Raw genomic sequence first — 17438 nt, 5'->3', positions numbered from 1 at the left:
TATAACTTCAGAAGATAAGTGATAACTATCAATAAAATATTTTACCTGTTTTCGCCTGTTAAGAAAGCAAGGCTATTTAATTAAGAGAATAGAGAGATTTTGTCAACAGTATGGGCGAGAAATAAGCCTTAAGCTAGCGAGCAAAAATTACCAAATAAAGTAATTTCAATGCGTACACCATAGGGGTTCCTGTTGGCAAAACCTCTCCCAGAAAAGATATCGACATTTTCTTGTGCAATCAGATTTTTTACTCACCTGATTGTTTTGACTGAGATGCTTGTAAATCAGAGTCTGTTAGGGAATGAAACGAGCAATTAGCCTTAAGCAAATTATATTACCGAGCTGATGTCACTGGCACTCAGGTTTGAAAATAGTATGCTTTGTTGAGGATTATTAAAGAGAGACGAAGAATTTAAGGTGAGAAGAGCGCCATCGTCGGTATCTGTTATGTTGCTTCGACTTCCCCAGCCATTTAATACAAGCTTATCAACACCAACCTGGAAATCTTGAATGACATCAAATTCTTTTTTAAACAAGGTATCGCTACGTTTGAAAGTAAACGTGTCATTACCTTCGCCACCAACTAAGACATCATTACCACTACCACCATAGAGTGTATCATTGCCTTTACCGCCATAGAGTGTATCATTGCCATCGCCACCATCTAGCGAATCATTACCTTGGCCGGCGTCGAGGTTATCATTACCTTTTTTTCCAGATAGCTTATCATCCCCCAAGCTGGCATAAATTTTGTCTGCCCCGTTGGTTCCCGTCAGATTATCCTTCCGAATCGTGCCATAGATAACATCTCTACCCAGGTTGCCGATTAAAGTATCTCCTGCCAATTCAACAGAGGTAGTATTAATTTTGACTATAGTTAGGTTGGTATTGCGATTAAAATTCCGTTCATAAGTCCCAACAGCACTACCATCCAAGAAGTCACTACCATTGTTGCCATTAATATCAGAATCTTTATCACGACTGTCGATTGTGACATTGCGACTACGACCAAATGTTAGATCCCCGATTTTATCGGAGGAGACTAATTTACCTTGGATGCCAAAATAATCTAAAACTCTGGCCCTGTTAGGATTTGTGGTATCTAATACCAAAAAAGTCGTTGTAGACTGAGCCTTGTTATATTCAACGTCAGGATTTTCAATTTCTTTAGCTGCCAATTCTAAATTTGCTGAAAAATCAAAAGAGAAGCTTTCATTACGACCAACCGCAAAACTAGCAAGTACCTTTGCTTCGCTGTTGGAAGTACCTTCAAACTGACCACTTAATCCAACGACAGCAGACTGAGTGAAAAGTGATGAAAAAGTTGGATCAAAACTTGCTTTAGCCTCAGCAATTGCAGCAGTTACGCCACCTTTAACTAATGTATCTGCCTGGGTAGAAGTTAAAATGCTGGAAGCACCTTCACTATAGTTAGAAAAAATTGCATCCCCTTCAGCGGTAGCAAAATTAGGACTAGGATCGGGCTTGGGATCGGGTCTATTATTGAGATTAGTTCTACCATTGAAAGAAAGTAACTTTTGGGGTGTCAGTTGTAGACTTACTCTTGATGCCATAAAAAACCTGTGTTTATTTTGTGAGTTAACAAATTTGCGCGTAAATATTCGGGGAGGAATTCTCTCCTAATTTACGAGCTAAATCTCTCGATACACAATGTCATTGCGAGCGAAGCGAAGCAATCGCAAGGGCTGTGATTGCTTCGCTTTGCTCGCAATGACTGTAAATATTTTTGTCGGACTACTTAAGTGAGTCATTACCACTGGCTCTCGTTTCAAACTCATAAATTTTACCCCCTTAATTTGAAAGTTTAAGTTTAGATTTATGGCAATTAGCGATCGCGTGAAATAAGCCGTTTAGCCAGAAACTTTTAGTGAGTCAACTTGTGTAAATTCTTGTTGTTGGGTTTGGTAAATCTCTCCTAATTTCATATTGGCTTCCTGGTGTTGAGGATTGAACTCCAAAGCTTTTTGATAGCAAGCGATCGCTTCTTTTAACTCCCCTTGTTCTTGCAGTACCACCCCCAAGTTATAATGGGCTTCTACCAAATCAGGCTGTATTGCGATCGCAGTTCGATAGTAAACAACAGCAGTTTGCCAATCAGCTCCTTCTTGGTGGGCAATGCCCATCTGATAATTCAATTCTGCGTAATAGGCTTGTTTCTCTGGTGAAAGCTTCCCTTGGGCAAACAGCGCATTCGCTAAATTGATTTCTGCTTCTATGCAGTTGGGCTGAAATTCCAGAGCTTTTTGATAAGATGCGATCGCATCCTCCCACTTATCTTGTTGTTGCAAGGTGTAGCCCAAATTGTTGTATATTGTCCCTGCATCTGGTCGCAATGCAATAGCTTTTCGGTAAGCGGCTTCAGCTTCTGGTAACTGTCCTTGGCCTTGGAGCAAATTGCCTAAATTAAACCAAATTTTCACAGAGTTAGGCTGTACTTGCGAAGCTGCACTCAAATGCTTCTCGGCTTCCTGCAACTCACCTTTCTGCTGTGCCAGCATCCCTAAACCGTATAATGCTTCTGAATAGTCTGGTTGTTTTTCTATCACCTGACGATATAGCTGTTCGGCTGTGTCTAGGCGATTAGCTCGATGATCTTGAAGTGCAAGTTGAAAGAGTTCAGCAACTTCTTCGGCGTTAAATTGTCTTGGTTTATTAACCAGCTGCAAAATAAAATCTTCCAGCGCTCTGACTGGCTTTAAATCGCCATATAATTTATGTTTATTTTCTGCAACTTGCTGGGAAATATATTGCCGATATTTAGCATCTTTCCCCAGACGGATGGCAATTTGGACGTATTCTGATTTATTTGAAGCGATCGTCTCTTCGATACCCATCATCTGCAAAATTGCCAGAGAATGCCGTCCCCGCATCAATTCTCCTGGTAAAGTGACAACCGGAATATTATGAGCAATAGATTCGAGTGTGGAGTTACATCCAGACCAACCAATACTATCTAAGAAGACATCTGCTAAGGCTGTAGTCCCAGCAAACTTTCTATTATTAAGTTCAGACAAAAATAAACAATGATTTTGATAATCTAACCCTAATGCTGCAAAAGCATGGTTTAAGCGCTGGCGAAATACTTCTGTAGTCTCTTTACTTGAGTTTTTAATAAATACAAACTTAGCATCTCCTAACTCTTTAGCAATTAAGGGAAAAACGTCATCATGATTAGGCAAATATTTATATAATGACTGACAACACCAAAAGAAAATATCATCCTCTTTTAAACCTATATCTGGTTTCTTAATTTCTTCGGGTTGAATTGATAAAGGTATGTAATAAATAGATAGATTGGGTAATCTAACTAATTTTTCTGTATAATGTTCTTGAGCATTTTCTGGTTCCATTAATTCACTGCTCAAGTAATAGTCAATTGTCGGGAGTCCACTAGTCTCAGGGTGTCCCCAAGATGTCATTTGAATTGGCGCTAATCTCAAACAACCCAGCTTGAGCGTCATTGAGTCCATCCCAAATTCTGGGAAAATCAGGATATGTAATTTATCTTGTGTTATTATCTCGCACCATTGTTCAACTGAGTGAACACCTTGAACTAATTTATCAAAAGCCTTGGCTGCACTAACTGTTGAGTTATCTGTTTTGCCCCCAGTGTAATAACCAAATAATTCAAATTCACTTCGATCTATATTTTCTACCCAACCTTTAATTGGGATTTTCCAATTAGAATGACTAGATAAAAATCCAGAAACGATACCAATACGAACCTTTTGATTTTTATCTAAATCTGGCAAAACAAGCGGCTGGCTATCTTGAGGATAGCAACTCGACATAATCTGGAAAATCATTTCCCCATAAGTTCGCTGTAAATCTCGGTCATTTAAGCCTTGATATGTCAAATAAAAAGGTTGAAATGCTCCCACAGCCTCAGATGCTTTTGCCCGTTCTTCCCGATCGGTTAATTCATAATATTTAGCTAAATTTTGCAAATACTGCTGATACTGATTTCGCCTGAATGCAATTTCATCAATACTAGAATAGATAACTGGTAGTTGGCAGATACAAGCACCAAATTTAGCCATATCATAGTTTGGCGTTACCTTGACAGCTTGCTCAAATGCCTGGACTGCTGCTTCTGTGTTGTTAATATCTATAAATGCTATTCCTAAGTTGCAATAGATGTAATCAATATCAGAGCGAATTTTAATAGCTTTTTGAAAGGTTTCTATGGCAACATCAAATCTATTCTGTTGCCTGAGAATGTTTCCCAAATTGTTGTAGGTGGTTGCCAAATCAGGTTGAATGCTTAAAGCTTTTTCGTAAGCTTCTATTGCTTCTGCAAATCTTCCTTTTCCCTGGAAAAGATACCCTAAGTTATGATAGGCGTGATGATAGTCTGGTTTAATTTTTAGTGCTTGTTGGTAAGAATCGATAGCATCATTGAATCGTCCTTGATTTTGGAGTACCTCTCCTAAATTAGTATGAGATGATACTAAATCTGGCTGCAATGCAATAGCTTGGCGATAATATAACTCTGCTATCTTGAAATCGCCTGCCTCTTGCCTATTTAAACCAAACTGCTCATTCAACTCTGCGTAGTGGACTTGTTCTTCTGGTGACAGCTTTCCTTGAATGTGGAGAATATTGCTAATATTGATTTTCACTTCTATGCTCTCAGGGAGAATTTCCAGTGCTTTTTCATAACAGGCGATCGCTTCTTCTAGCTTACCCTGTTGTTGCAGAGTAAACCCCAAGCTGTTGTATATTGCCCCTACTTCTGGCTGTAATTGCAAGGCTGCTTGAAAAAATTGTTCTGCATTTTGATATTGTCCCCGTTGCTGCGCCAGCATACCTAATCCATATAATGCCTCTGACTGCTTGGGATCTACATCTATAATTTGACGATAAATCTCTTCGGCTTGGGCGAAGCGCTTGGTTTGGTGATATTGACTTGCGAGTTGGAGAGCATCAGGAATTGTGGTCACGTCGCTTTGCTCCAAATTCAAAATTAAGAATCTCCATAAATAAATTTAGGAGCTTATATCCTTTTATTTATGGGCTATAATTTATACAATCTTTTTTAGTTAAAATGTCTTTTGTTCCTATATCTGCAAGGAACTCAAGCTTTTGAAACTTATAACTGATACCGATTTATATCATGTCTGCTTGATTACTTCCTAAACTTAATTAAAAGTAATTTTACTCTTCTCTACCTTTCGGGGGTCTACGAGAAGCTTAAGGTCACGGTAAAGTGTTCCTCTTATGACTATTAGCCCAGAATTTTAATTCAGGGCGGGCAAACAACACAGACTGCAAACTGCGCTGAGGATTAAATGTTGTAAGTTGTAAAATTTTATTGCGAAAACAGTTATTTAAGACCAAAAGATGTATTTTTGGTAAAAGCCGAAGGCTCAAATGAGCAAAGAGCCTTCGGCAATTTATCAATATACTAAGCTTTCGAGCCTAACTCTACTTGCAGAAGTTAATACTTTTTGTGAGTAGAGTTTAATTATTACTACTTGTAAGAAGTAGAAGCTATGCTTACTGACGAAGCAGTAGCACTATTCTTAGTGGTGGTAGCGTTAGTTTCGGTGAAAGCTGAATTGTTGACGCCGCCGGTTGCAGAAGCATTTGCTACTGCTTGTGCAAAGTTGGTGTATTTAACAGGCTTGATGGGTTTGATTACTATTATTACTGGCTTGCTGTTACCACCACCAATAATTTCTTCTGAGGTATTTTCCAAGTAGTTCAGATCAGAAATGATCATTTGAGTTCTCCTAATTTTTGTAACTATTGTTGGGAATATTTGGTGTAACCAACTTGTTTCATTTGGCTATACATCTAATATACTTTATTCTTCCAAAAAGTCAATGCTTTTTGGAAGATTTTATGATTTGAAAAACTAATGTGTTTATGTTTAAAAATCATTATTATGTAGTCCTATTTAAAGTTAGAAAAAACTGCATAAAAAATTTAGGCAGAAATGAAAATAATTGCTGCCTAGCAAGAGTTATGACGATTTAATTTAATTTTTAAATAACGCAAAAACAGTACTTTGTAGATGTATTCACAAAACACTAAAAAATAAAAGCGATTAAGTTTTAAAGTAGATCAAAACTGTATCTGCAACATTTTTGGATACTAGAGAAATTTATCCTAAGTTAGAGTAGATACTTAGCGACAAAAACATTTTAAATTTCCTAAATTATTTAGTCTTGGTGAATAACATATCTTTTAATTCCTCTTGTGAACCGTCTGAGTCTATTTGAGTAACTATTTTCATCGCGTTGATTTGTTGCTTTAACCAATCAGAGAAGGATTCTGTAATGATTTTTTGGCGCAACTGTTCATCTAATTTGGGTTGAATGACTTCTTCCACCCAAATTAAATACACTCCCTTGGGAGTCGTTATCGGTTTGAGAGCTTCTGGTGGTGCAGCAGCAAAGACAGCAGCTGCAATCTCTGGACGAAAATCTTTGCGGTATCGGAGTCCTCTGTATCCATAAGCACGACGGGCTTCTGGTTCTGAGATATATAGACGAGCAATGTCTGGAAAACTGATTTCGCCTTCTTCTAGGGCATAAAAAAGCTCTAAAGCCAAGTCTCGATCCTCGAAGACAACTTCGTAGGTAACGGCGGCGATATAATCTAGCTGATGTTCGTAAAAGTGCTTTTCCAGTTGATTGGAAAATAGATGATTCGCTAACTTCCGCGAAAGGACGTTGTTATAGGCTAATTCTTCAAACTGAACCACAGAGAGGTGGTGTTTTTCTAGCCATGACCAGGTGTCTTTAGCTTTGACAAGCTTCTTGGCGAACCTTAAGTTATCTCCTTCTTGCTGTAGTTCTTCTGGCGTGACTGTAATTCCTGCCGCTTGAGCTGCTTCGGCAATAATACTTTGCGATGCGATCGCTTCCACAACAGCAGGTATCTGACAGGAGAGTTTAAGACTGTGAATGATATCTGAGGTGGAAATAGTCAGATTGTGGGGCATAACATGATATCTCCAATTAATTACGCGGATTGGGGATTGGGCATCGCTTTGGCTTTGCTGAGGGCAAGTGCGCATGGGGCATTATATTATTCCTCCAATCTCCCTTGTCCTATTTCCTGATTCCGATACCTTTAACTACATCTCCAAACCGCCCTTTTTCAGTTTTTTGAACGGATCTAGAACAAAGTCAATTACTCGCCGTTGACGAATGATGACTTCAGCATTTGCTGTCTGACCCGCACCTAATGGAATACGTTTGTTACCACCTTGGACATACTGCTGGTCTAAGGTGATTTCTAACTCATAGGTTTCGATGTTGCCTTGGGGTGTTTGGCTAACTTTCGAGTCAGGCGAGATCCAAGTAACTTTCCCTGGCACAATGCCATACTCTTGGAAGGGATAGGCATCAAACTTGACTTTTACTGGCATTCCTAACTTCAAGAAACCGCTATCCTGATTAGGCATATTTGCTCTGAGTACGAAGTCTGTTTTCGTGGGTGCAATTTGGGCAATCCTTTGACCGATTTGTACCACTGCTCCTGGTTTCGTGGTGGGTAATTCAAAAATCACCCCATTAATTGGCGATCGCACCACGCGCTGCTGAATTTGCAATCTTGTAGATATAAGCTGACTTTTAGTCTGAGCGATTTCCGATTGCGTTGCTGTTATTTGTGCCTGTATATCTTTTAGCTGCTCCTGATTTTTCATTACAGCTAGTTGTCCAGCTTGCGTGGCACTTTTATAGCTACTTTGTTCCTCTTGCAGTCGAAGTTTTGCCTGTTTAATATCAGACTCCAACGTTTTGATAGTTACTTGATAACTATTTAGCTCTTGGGCTAAACGCAATTCGGCTTGTTTAATATCTGATAGAGACTTGTTATAAAGTCGTTTGCTTTCTTGTTCTTCTTTTTTGAGTTGATCAACTTGGGTTGCAGACACTGCACCATCTTGAACGAGTTGGCTATAACGTTCAACTTGCCCAGAATCTATACTTAAACGGGCTTTAGCCGATTCCCGATCGTCGCGACTGGTGGAAATTTGCTCCTCTGCTTGTTTAACTAATGATTGTTTTTCTAACTTTTGGAGGTTATAGCTACTCAGTTTGGCATCCAGATTTTGCTGCACCTGGTTAACTTGAGCCATTTTTTCTAATTCTTGGGATTTATTTTGTTGTTCTAAAAGACTCGTTGACATTAAGAGTTGATTTTTTAGCAGTTCCAGTTGGGATTGCCGATTTTGTAGCCCTTGCAATTTGCTCTGGACTTGTTGCAGTTCCGTTTGCAGCAAATCAGAATCCAGTTCCAGTAAAACCTGGCCGGATCTAACTATATCTCCTTCTTTGACCGTAACTGCTTTGACACTCCCAGCAGCTTGAGCGTCTAATTTTTGAGTTGCGCCTTTAGGTTCTATACGCCCTCTGGCGCTACCAGTTTCATCGACTTTCGAGAGGGTTGCCCAAGGCAAGAATAGACCAGCAAAGCCGATGAGCGTATACAACAAACCACGAGTCCAAATTCGAGGTAAGGCATTGAGTAGTTTTTCTGTACCGTAGTACAAATCTTGACTTTCATTTTCTGCCTCTGTCTGCTCGTCAAATACCGATTCCTCTTGCTGTTTGTAATCTTGATATTTATCTTGCTCATCTGGGGGAAGTGGGGACGATCTATTGGGATGTGGCATGGTTTTATTTCCAATAACAGTAGATGGGTAGTGCGGGAGAAATCAATTCAAAATTCAAAATTCAAAATTGTTTACGCAGAGTCTCGTCGAGAATAAAAAGACTGCCCAATGCCCCATCAACTAACTTGAGACATCTGTTGTTGATTCAGGTAGTAATAATGACCTTTTTTAGCGATTAATTCGTCGTGGGTACCGCTTTCTACCAAAATACCTTGATCTAAAACCAGGATTAAGTCCGCGTTGCGGACTGTAGAGAGGCGATGGGCAATAATTACACTTGTGCGTCCTTTAAGAATTGTTTTGAGGTTGTTTTGAATAATCCGTTCTGATTCTGAATCTAAGTGACTAGTGGCTTCATCAAACAGTAATAACCGAGGATTTCCGAGCAAAGCACGAGCAATTGCTAGGCGTTGGCGCTGTCCACCAGAAAGCATTCCGCCGCTTTCACCAATTTCTGATTCGTAACCTATCGGTAATTTTTGAATAAATTCATCGGCTCCAGCATATTTTGCTGCTTGGATGATTTCTTCTAAAGAAGCATTTGGATTAGCGATCGCAATGTTTTCGCGAACAGTTCCACCAAACAGAAAAGTATCTTGGTCTACAACGCCGATTTGGGAACGGAGCGATCGCATAGATACACTGGTGATATCATTACCATCAATGAGTATTTTCCCATCTGTCGGTGGGTATAAACCCAAAATCAATTTACTGAGAGTTGTTTTTCCAGAACCGCTGCGCCCTACGACTGCAACCATCTGTTCCGGCTTAATTTCAAAGTTGAGATTTTCTAATACGTTAGTGTCACTTTCTGGGTGATAACGAAAGGTAACATTCTGAAAACAAATGTTACCGCGGAGTTTACCCAACGATTTGCGGGGTTTAGTTTCTAAGTCTTCTTCTGGTTCCGCCTCCAACACATCATTAATGCGTTCGGTAGAAATCACGATTTCCTGTAATTCATTCCACAGCAAAGCCAGTCTCTGGAAAGGACTCAAGACGTTACCCACCAACATATTGAAAGCAACTAATTGTCCAATAGTTAGTTCGCCATTAATTACCTGGGTCGCTCCATACCACAGCAATGAAGTATTTACAAAGGTGTGGATGACGCCACTGATAATTTGCAAGCGATTGTCAATTATTTGAGCATTAAAATCTTTTTTGATTAAATCATTCAGCAGTTCCTCCCAGCGCCAACGTACTGTCTGTTCAATTGCTAATGAACGGACGGTACGAATTCCGCTTAGGGATTCTATGAGATAGCTTTGTTCTTTGGTAGCTGCATTAAAAATATCTCTGGATATGCGGCGCAAGATACTTGTGCTGGCCAGCGCCAAGATAAAAAATGGCGGTACAGTACACAGCACGAATAATGCCATTCGCCAGCTATAGGAGAACATCAAAGCCAGATAAACCACTAATGTCAGCATATCCAACACAATGGAGAGTGTCTGACCAGTCAGGAAGTGCTGAATTTTCTGGTTTTCTTGGATGCGCGAGATTATATCCCCAACGAAACGCGACTCGAAATAAGCAAGGGGTAAACGGAACGTATGTTTGATGAAGCCTACGAGTAAGGCGATACTAATGCGGTTAGCAGTGTGAAATAAGAGATATTGCCGTACACCGTTGACAGCAACACCAAACAACCCAAAAACAATCATTCCCAAACCAATGGCGTTTAAGGTTGGAACACTGCGTTGCACAAGTACTCTGTCGAGCAACAACTGAGTAAATACTGGCGTTACTAATCCAAATAATTGAATGACTATCGAAGCTATGAAAATTTCTAGCAGTGTTCGATAGTGAGGTTTGACTAACTCAAAAAATTTCCAGAAGCTTCTACTTTCGTCCTTAGCACTTTTTAGTAGAGCTGTAGGTTGTAGTAACAATGCATAACCAGTCCAACCTGCTTGAAATTCAGCTTTTGTCAGACTGCGTTGACCAAGAGCCGGATCACATACAATCACCCGCTTTTTGGTGATTTCATAGACAACAATAAAGTGTTTACCTTCCCAGTGAGCAATTGCAGGTAAAGGTTGTTCTGCTAATTTATCAAGAGTAGCTTTCACTGGACGGGTGGCAAAACCCAGATATTCTGCTGTTGCTGCCATAGCCTTTAGGGATGCACCGTTGCGAGTGACATTGGTCATATCCCGTAGGCGATTGATACTAAAATGTTTGCCCCAATAGTTACCAATCATCACCAAGCAAGCAGAGCCACAATCAGCTGCACTTTGTTGGGCATAGAAGGGATAGCTCTTGGTGATGCGTTTCCACCAATGCCCTACTTGTACTTTCGGACTGGGAAAGTAAAAACGTGATTTTTTCGTTGGCTGTTGTTGTGACTGCTTCTCTCTTTGGGGAAAAGGAATAATTTTAGATTTTGGAGATTGAATTTTTTCTCTAGTACCCAATCCCCAGTCCTCAGCCTCCAATCCCGTTCCACTGACGCTCATGGCAAAAGCCCACTCCCCCAACTCCGGGAAGTATTCTAGTGCTGTTTGCATCTGGTCGTTTTTCAGAATGTAAGCAATCGTTGGTTGCGTTGTTTGCCAATCTCCTTGTTTTGGTTGAGCAAAGATTGTACCTGGTGTCAAAGAATGGTCTTCAGAATGCCGCAGTTGACCTTTGTACAATAGCCACAACTGTGAATCTTGCGATATTTGTGGACTTACAGAGCCAGTTTCTAACTGATGTCGCTCAAACAAAGATAAGGCTTTGAGCATTCCTGAAACTTGTGATGTATGGCGTGGGAATTGTGATACTTGGCGACATAACAACAACAAATCCCAAAGTTCTGCACGGGCAAATAGGCGATCGCGAATGTTAGGATACTTGTCTATCAACTTTTGCAATGCTTCTTGCCTGAAATAGCCAAGTTTCAAGCTTGTAGAAGCTCTAACTGCATAAGGACTAAAGTTAGCTTCGGGAAACAAGGTCAATTCACCAAAAACAGACCATGCACCAAAGGTAGTAATTAAATTCTCAGAGCTATCTAATAGTCGGATTTTACCTGTAAGAATAATGTATATACCAGGATTCGTCTGTGCAGATTGCCAGAATTGCTTTGCTGATGGTGGCTCCACAATCTCCATTTCTGCCAAGAAGTTCTCTAATTCTTTTTCTGAAAGTTTTGTACCCAAGGTGTACAAAATTCTTTCACCCACATGTTGCTCAGAAAGCACTGGTGGCATTTTTTAATCTCCACAAAAAAATTTAGTTAGTTATCAGTCGAAATCCAATTCAAAACTTCATTAAAAATATTATTTAATCCCGTATTTTCACCGAGGAAACTCTAAGCTTTACTGGAGTAGAGTTTAGAGAGAAATAGTATGCTAGTAAAGCATCTATCTTTTATATGCAAGGTATTTTTCTTGAGTGGACAATCTACTTGTTGCAGCAAGTTATCGATGTGGCAATAACTAGTGTAAATGCCATAATATTTAGCTAGAGCTTTGTTTACCGACATTTAGCTTCAACAGCAACTAACTGCATTGATGACTCCACACAAATAAGGATTGCTTATTTGTGCAATCAGCAGTGGTTGTAAGTGATGATTAAGAGGAATTCTTTTTGGAGCATAATTTGCTATATGCAGCAATAGCTATTCAAAGTATTTCATTTCTCAATCACAAACTCTCGAAGTTTTTTCTAGTTCGGAACAATGTTATGGCTGAAAGTTAGCTTTCATCCTCTTGAACAAGACCTGAATCGGAAGAATTCTTAAAAGAATGTTTTCAGACATTCCTAACTTGTTAACAGCCTTGTCTTGACTTAAATGGTGTGACATAATTGTAGTTAGAAATTGCATTGAGTCGTAAATTGTGGAAAAACATAATTCATTGCAGTTGTGTGATCAAAGCCTGACAGCAAAAAAAACACAACTACAAATCTGACTAACGTTGTAGTGTTAATCAGAAATTTATACAATGTGCAATTAGATTCCGGCATATTCCCTAGTGCTTTGTGAGTCTAGGGGATAGTCTCCGGGATAGCTTCATCCTTATCGTGCAACCTGGAACAAAAGAGGATTTTGAGTAGGCTACAGGAAACAGAAGACTATAAAAACTGTAAAGCTATAAAAGCACATCGTAATTTTCGTTTAAGTAGTATTTTACCAATTAAGCAAAACTCCACTTAAACAAATATTGCTTAAGTTGGCTTTAAGATTCCAGAATGGATCTTTTCTTAGCACTGCTTAGTATCTTTAAGGTAGCATCTAGCAAGTTATTTAACGTTTGTATTATACCTCCTCTAGTGTAATAAATGCAAGTGAGCAAAAGAGACTGCGAACATCATCATATTTACATACAAACATGATATTTACACAATTAGCTTACACTCCTTATCTCTTAAATTTAGATATTTTAGTAGTTTCTTAATGTAAATTTTCTGACAAGTCACCTAATAGATGATATTTAACAAAAAAAATATATTTCACAACCATTTATACATTAAATCTTTAAATAGCGAGGCGGCATAACATGATGCTAGTCATAACGGCGACTATTGTTTGCTCAAAGGTGATATTTAAGTTGTTTAAATTAGCTGTGAGGTAGAACACGTTAATGTTGTGATCGGGCACACACACTAGTTAAATACGGCAATCTTAGCATTTTTCCCATCAAGGGTATAGCAGTAATACATATTACAGCTTGATAGAAGTTGAGAAATAACCATCATGTTTAAATGAGTCTATAGTTAAAAAAATGACAATAAGTAGTAAATTCATCTTTTAAAACCTAAGATTGCGATGAGATCAAGTCAAGTAATAAATGGATAAATTGAATGGTGGTTATAGAGCCAGTGCCCTGACGAAATTGTGACACCATAGATTTGGTTAAATATAGGAAATCATCCATAGCGGTTCTCAATCAAATAAAGTACATCCTCAAAGTTGAAAAAATTTATCTATGAAGTCTAGTTATACCTCAGTTGCAGAGGAACCGCTATAAAAGCAACTAATATCACCTTAGTTGCGATCGCCAATGTTGTTGCTGTATATTTATCCATTGGAAAATCTACTTGATGAGGAAATTATCCCTGTGTTATCTAGGGATCTTTATATTACTCTCAACAGAGAATATTTCAACGCTTGTTTCTTCGTGCTTAGTTCCAAATGCGGAGATTTAATTTGGATGACGATTAGCTTAAAAGACCAGTAGGGAATTCAGTTCCTAAGTTGTGGGGCGATCGCTGAATTCTCTGCTTGGCTTGCTCTATGAAAGTAGTTTGTGTCATAATTACAGAAATAATAATTACTAAATCTCGGTCGATTTTAAGTAGTATTTTCACAAGCGCTAGAAGTAATACAGTTAGGGCGATGAGGATTGGGGATTGAGGGAGACTGGTATCGTGCGAAAAATTGATGTTCCTGCAAACTTGAGATGCTTCCATATTGAAAAACATCTCTGATTTAGTAGTACAGTGAATTACGAAGGAGTATTTATGTCACAGTTGGAGCAAGCAGTGCCAGACACCTTTGTAGCGCAAGGCTTAGAAACTCTCCCCAATATTTTCGACCGAGTTGAGGCTCTGGCCAAAGATTTTGCCACCCGTGCAGGGGTACACGATAGAGATGCTTCCTTTCCTTTCGAGAATTTTACAGCTTTGCATGAAGCAGGATTGCTCAACCTCACCATGCCACGTGAATTCGGTGGCCGGGATTTGGGGTTGGCAACTATCTGCCGGGTAATTGAAGGGATAGCCCGTGGCGATGCTTCGACCGCATTAGTACTGACAATGCACTATCTTCAACATGCTCATGCAGCCCGTAGCCGTCGCTGGCATCCAGAAGTATATAAGCGGCTGTGTCGTGAATCAATTGAAGGCATTGCCCTGCTGAATGCTGCCCGTGTTGAACCAGAGCTAGGAACGCCAGCGAGAGGCGGATTGCCAGCGACAATTGCCGAACGAACAGCAGAGGGCTGGCGTTTAACAGGACATAAGCAATACACCACAGGCAGTCCTATCCTCAGCTATTTTGTTGTTTGGGCACGGACAACTGAAGATGAACCACAAGTTGGGAATTTTTTAGTTCCGCGCTATCTGCCTGGTTTACGAATTGTCGAAACCTGGGATCATTTGGGGATGAGAGCTACGGGCAGCCATGACCTTATTTTAGAGAATGTATTAATTCCCTCAGAGTATGCTCTAAATATCAATCCCATATCTGCTGTGCCATCTTTTGATCCGTTGATTTCCACTTGGGGCAGTTTGACAGTAAGTGCCTTATATCTCGGTGTTGCGAGTAGTGCGCGAGACTGGCTTGTTAAATATCTTTGGGAGCGATCGCCTTCTAATCTCCAAGAGCCACTGGCAACTCTGCCACGCTTCCAAACAGCCGTGGGTGAGATAGAAGCACTGCTGTTTGCTAATAATAGATTGATTTATAGTTTGGCTCAAGATATTGACAAGGGCGAATATGAGCCTAACGTAGGATTACAGGCACAGGCTGTTAAATACCTCACCACAACCAACTCGATTCGTGCTGTAGAAATTGCCTTAGAACTAACTGGCAATCCTGGTTTATTAAAAAGAAATCCTTTAGAGCGTCACTACCGTGACGTTTTGTGCAGCCGTATACATACGCCGCAAAATGATGTTATTTGCCAATCTTTAGGGAAGTCGGTGCTGAAAGTTAAGTGATGGGTATGGGGGATGGGGCATGGGGCATGGAGGAAGACTTGTTACAAGTTCTCATTGGAGTCACATTGTCTCTTTCATCCCAATGCCCAATGCCCACTGCCCAATATTTAGTATCCTGCTTGCTTATCTACAACATTCCGCAAGGGCTGACCGTTTTGGTAGCGTTGAAGATTGTCGATAAATAGTTGTGCTATGCGCTCTCTCAGGCGTGGCGACAAGGCTGAACAATGGGGAGTGATAAAGGCATTCGGTAGCGACCATAAGGGACTTTCTGGCGGCAGAGGTTCGGTTGCAACAGTGTCTAATCCAGCACCCGCAATCCAGCCCTCACGTAGTGCGGTAAGTAATGCGGCTTCATCCACGATCGCACCACGAGCAATGTTAATTAGGTAAGCAGACTGACGCATAGAACGCAATGCAGTTTCATCGATCAAGCCTTTAGTTTCTGGGGTTAATGGTGTGGCAATAACTACATAGTCTGCGGCTGGGAGGAGCGATCGCCACTCATCAGCACCCACAACCTTGTCAAAATTCGGTAGGGGTTCGGGATGACGGCGACTACCCCAAACTGTGACTCCAAAGGCTTTAACACGAGATGCGATCGCTTGACCGATATTTCCTGTGCCGAGAATTAATAAAGTCGCGTCTGCCAACTCTTCAAGAAACACTCCTCTTACCCAAGTGTGTTCATTCTGCAAAGTTTGCAATTTCCGCAGATTCTTGGCGTGATAGAGCATAAATGCCAGTACAAATTCCGAAATTGGAATTGCATGAACCCCTGCACCATTAGTGAGGATAATGTCCTTTTGCAAAAAAGTTGGCGTGAGGATGTGATTTACGCCAGCACTTGGTGACTGTTGCCAACGCAACGCGGGTGCTGCTGTTAGTACTTTGTCAAGAGTAGAGGTTTTCAGGTAAAATCCATTGACATAAATCTCTGCATCACTGACATCACCATCGAGATTACCTTCACTATCCACCTCTACAACATCTATATTAGATGGTAGGTGTGGCTCTATATCTGCAATGAGATGATCGGGTAAAATTAGTTTCACCATTAGCTACTCCCTATTTCCATTTTGGATTTGGATTTTGGATTGTGCAACCCAATTGGCAGCACCTCTTTATTTTTAATTTTTAATTGTTTAGTATCCTGCTTCTTTATCTACTACATTTCGTAACGGCTGACCAGCTTGGTAACGCTTTAGATTGTCGATAAATAGGGCTATTGAACGCTGTTTACTCTTTGGTGAATGACCAGAAGTATGAGGGGTGATAAAGATGTTAGGAAGTGACCACAAAGGACTTTCTGGTGGTAACGGTTCGGAATTAACTGTGTCTAATGCTGCACCTGCAATCCAACCTTCTGTGAGCGCTTTTATTAATGCTGATTCATCGATTACGCCACCACGAGCAATATTAATTAGGTAGGCATGATTTGGGAGCGATCGCAATACAGATTCATCAATAAATTCTTTGGTTTCGGGAGTTAAGGGTGTTGCAATAACTACATAATCTACCTCTGGCAGGAGCGATCGCCATTCATCAGCACCCACTACTTTATCAAAATTTGCTAGCTCTTGGGGATGACGGCGACTGCCAATAATTCTTAAGCCGAAGGGTTTAGCACGGGCGGCGATTTCTTGACCAATACCACCAGCACCAATAATTAGCAAGGTTGCATCTGTTAATTCTTGGATAGCAAAGCCTCTTTTCCAGTGACGTTCAGCCTGTAAAGCATATAATTCTGGCAGGTGTTTGGCATGAGCCAGTATATAAGTAATTACAAATTCTGCGATCGGAATTCCATGCACTCCAGCCCCATTTGTGAGGATAATATCTCTTTGCAAATAAGTTGGTGTCAGGATGTGATTCACCCCTGCATTTGGTGCATGATGCCAACGTAGTGCTGGTGCTGCTTCTAGTATTTTATGCAGCATAGGACTTCTCGATAAAAACCAACTGAAATAAACTTCAGCATCGCTAGCATCCCCATCTAAATTTCCTTCAACATCTACTCGTACAATCTGTGTATTGGCTGGTAGATGTGGCTCAATGTCAGCAACCAGATCGAGCGGCAAAATGAGCTTCATTGTAGATTACCTCTTCTTTATTTACAAGGCTATTTCTG

At 40.3% G+C, this 17438-nt stretch carries 10 protein-coding genes; 2 read left to right on the top strand and 8 right to left on the bottom strand.

Annotated features, from left to right (window positions below):
- Positions 1–329 precede the first annotated feature (329 nt).
- Complete coding sequence (locus HWQ42_RS13965; RefSeq protein WP_292812913.1) at positions 330–1574, bottom strand: calcium-binding protein; 1245 nt, start codon at positions 1572–1574, stop codon at positions 330–332.
- Positions 1575–1871: 297 nt separating this feature from the next.
- Complete coding sequence (locus HWQ42_RS13960; protein ID WP_292812911.1) at positions 1872–4964, bottom strand: tetratricopeptide repeat protein; 3093 nt, start codon at positions 4962–4964, stop codon at positions 1872–1874.
- Positions 4965–5516: 552 nt separating this feature from the next.
- Here HWQ42_RS13960 and HWQ42_RS13955 point away from each other — a divergent pair.
- Positions 5517–5726 carry a hypothetical protein gene (locus HWQ42_RS13955; protein ID WP_292741397.1) on the top strand — a complete coding sequence of 70 codons (210 nt, stop codon included), beginning with the start codon at positions 5517–5519 and terminating at the stop codon, positions 5724–5726.
- A gap of 458 nt (positions 5727–6184) precedes the next feature.
- Here HWQ42_RS13955 and HWQ42_RS13950 read toward each other — a convergent pair whose 3' ends face one another.
- From HWQ42_RS13950 to HWQ42_RS13935, 4 genes are all read right to left on the bottom strand, one after another.
- Entirely contained in the window at positions 6185–6973 is a 789-nt protein-coding gene (locus tag HWQ42_RS13950) for a peptidylprolyl isomerase (protein ID WP_292741395.1), read from the bottom strand.
- A 135-nt stretch (positions 6974–7108) separates the two neighbouring features.
- Positions 7109–8653 carry an HlyD family efflux transporter periplasmic adaptor subunit gene (locus HWQ42_RS13945; RefSeq protein WP_292812909.1) on the bottom strand — a complete coding sequence of 515 codons (1545 nt, stop codon included), beginning with the start codon at positions 8651–8653 and terminating at the stop codon, positions 7109–7111.
- A 116-nt stretch (positions 8654–8769) separates the two neighbouring features.
- Positions 8770–11853, bottom strand: coding sequence for a peptidase domain-containing ABC transporter (locus HWQ42_RS13940; protein WP_292812907.1), 3084 nt, complete (start codon positions 11851–11853; stop codon positions 8770–8772).
- A gap of 1951 nt (positions 11854–13804) precedes the next feature.
- Complete coding sequence (locus tag HWQ42_RS13935; protein WP_292812905.1) at positions 13805–14056, bottom strand: hypothetical protein; 252 nt, start codon at positions 14054–14056, stop codon at positions 13805–13807.
- A 51-nt stretch (positions 14057–14107) separates the two neighbouring features.
- On the opposite strand from HWQ42_RS13935, the gene HWQ42_RS13930 reads away from it, so the two are divergent.
- Entirely contained in the window at positions 14108–15307 is a 1200-nt protein-coding gene (locus HWQ42_RS13930) for an acyl-CoA dehydrogenase family protein (protein ID WP_292812903.1), read from the top strand.
- A gap of 107 nt (positions 15308–15414) precedes the next feature.
- Here the strand turns inward: HWQ42_RS13930 and HWQ42_RS13925 are convergent, their stop codons facing one another.
- Together HWQ42_RS13925 and HWQ42_RS13920 are read right to left on the bottom strand one after the other, a co-directional pair.
- Positions 15415–16365 carry a D-2-hydroxyacid dehydrogenase gene (locus tag HWQ42_RS13925; RefSeq protein WP_292812901.1) on the bottom strand — a complete coding sequence of 317 codons (951 nt, stop codon included), beginning with the start codon at positions 16363–16365 and terminating at the stop codon, positions 15415–15417.
- An 87-nt stretch (positions 16366–16452) separates the two neighbouring features.
- Positions 16453–17400 (bottom strand): D-2-hydroxyacid dehydrogenase, encoded by a 948-nt coding sequence (locus HWQ42_RS13920; RefSeq protein ID WP_292812899.1) that lies wholly within the window; start codon positions 17398–17400, stop codon positions 16453–16455.
- Between the last annotated feature and the right edge of the window lie 38 nt (positions 17401–17438).

Origin of the sequence: Nostoc sp. JL23 (genome assembly GCF_017115065.1) — a bacterium.
Taxonomy (GTDB): domain Bacteria; phylum Cyanobacteriota; class Cyanobacteriia; order Cyanobacteriales; family Nostocaceae; genus Nostoc; species Nostoc punctiforme_A.
Note: the sequence above shows the minus strand (reverse complement) of the source record. Positions and strands in the feature narration are given on the sequence as shown.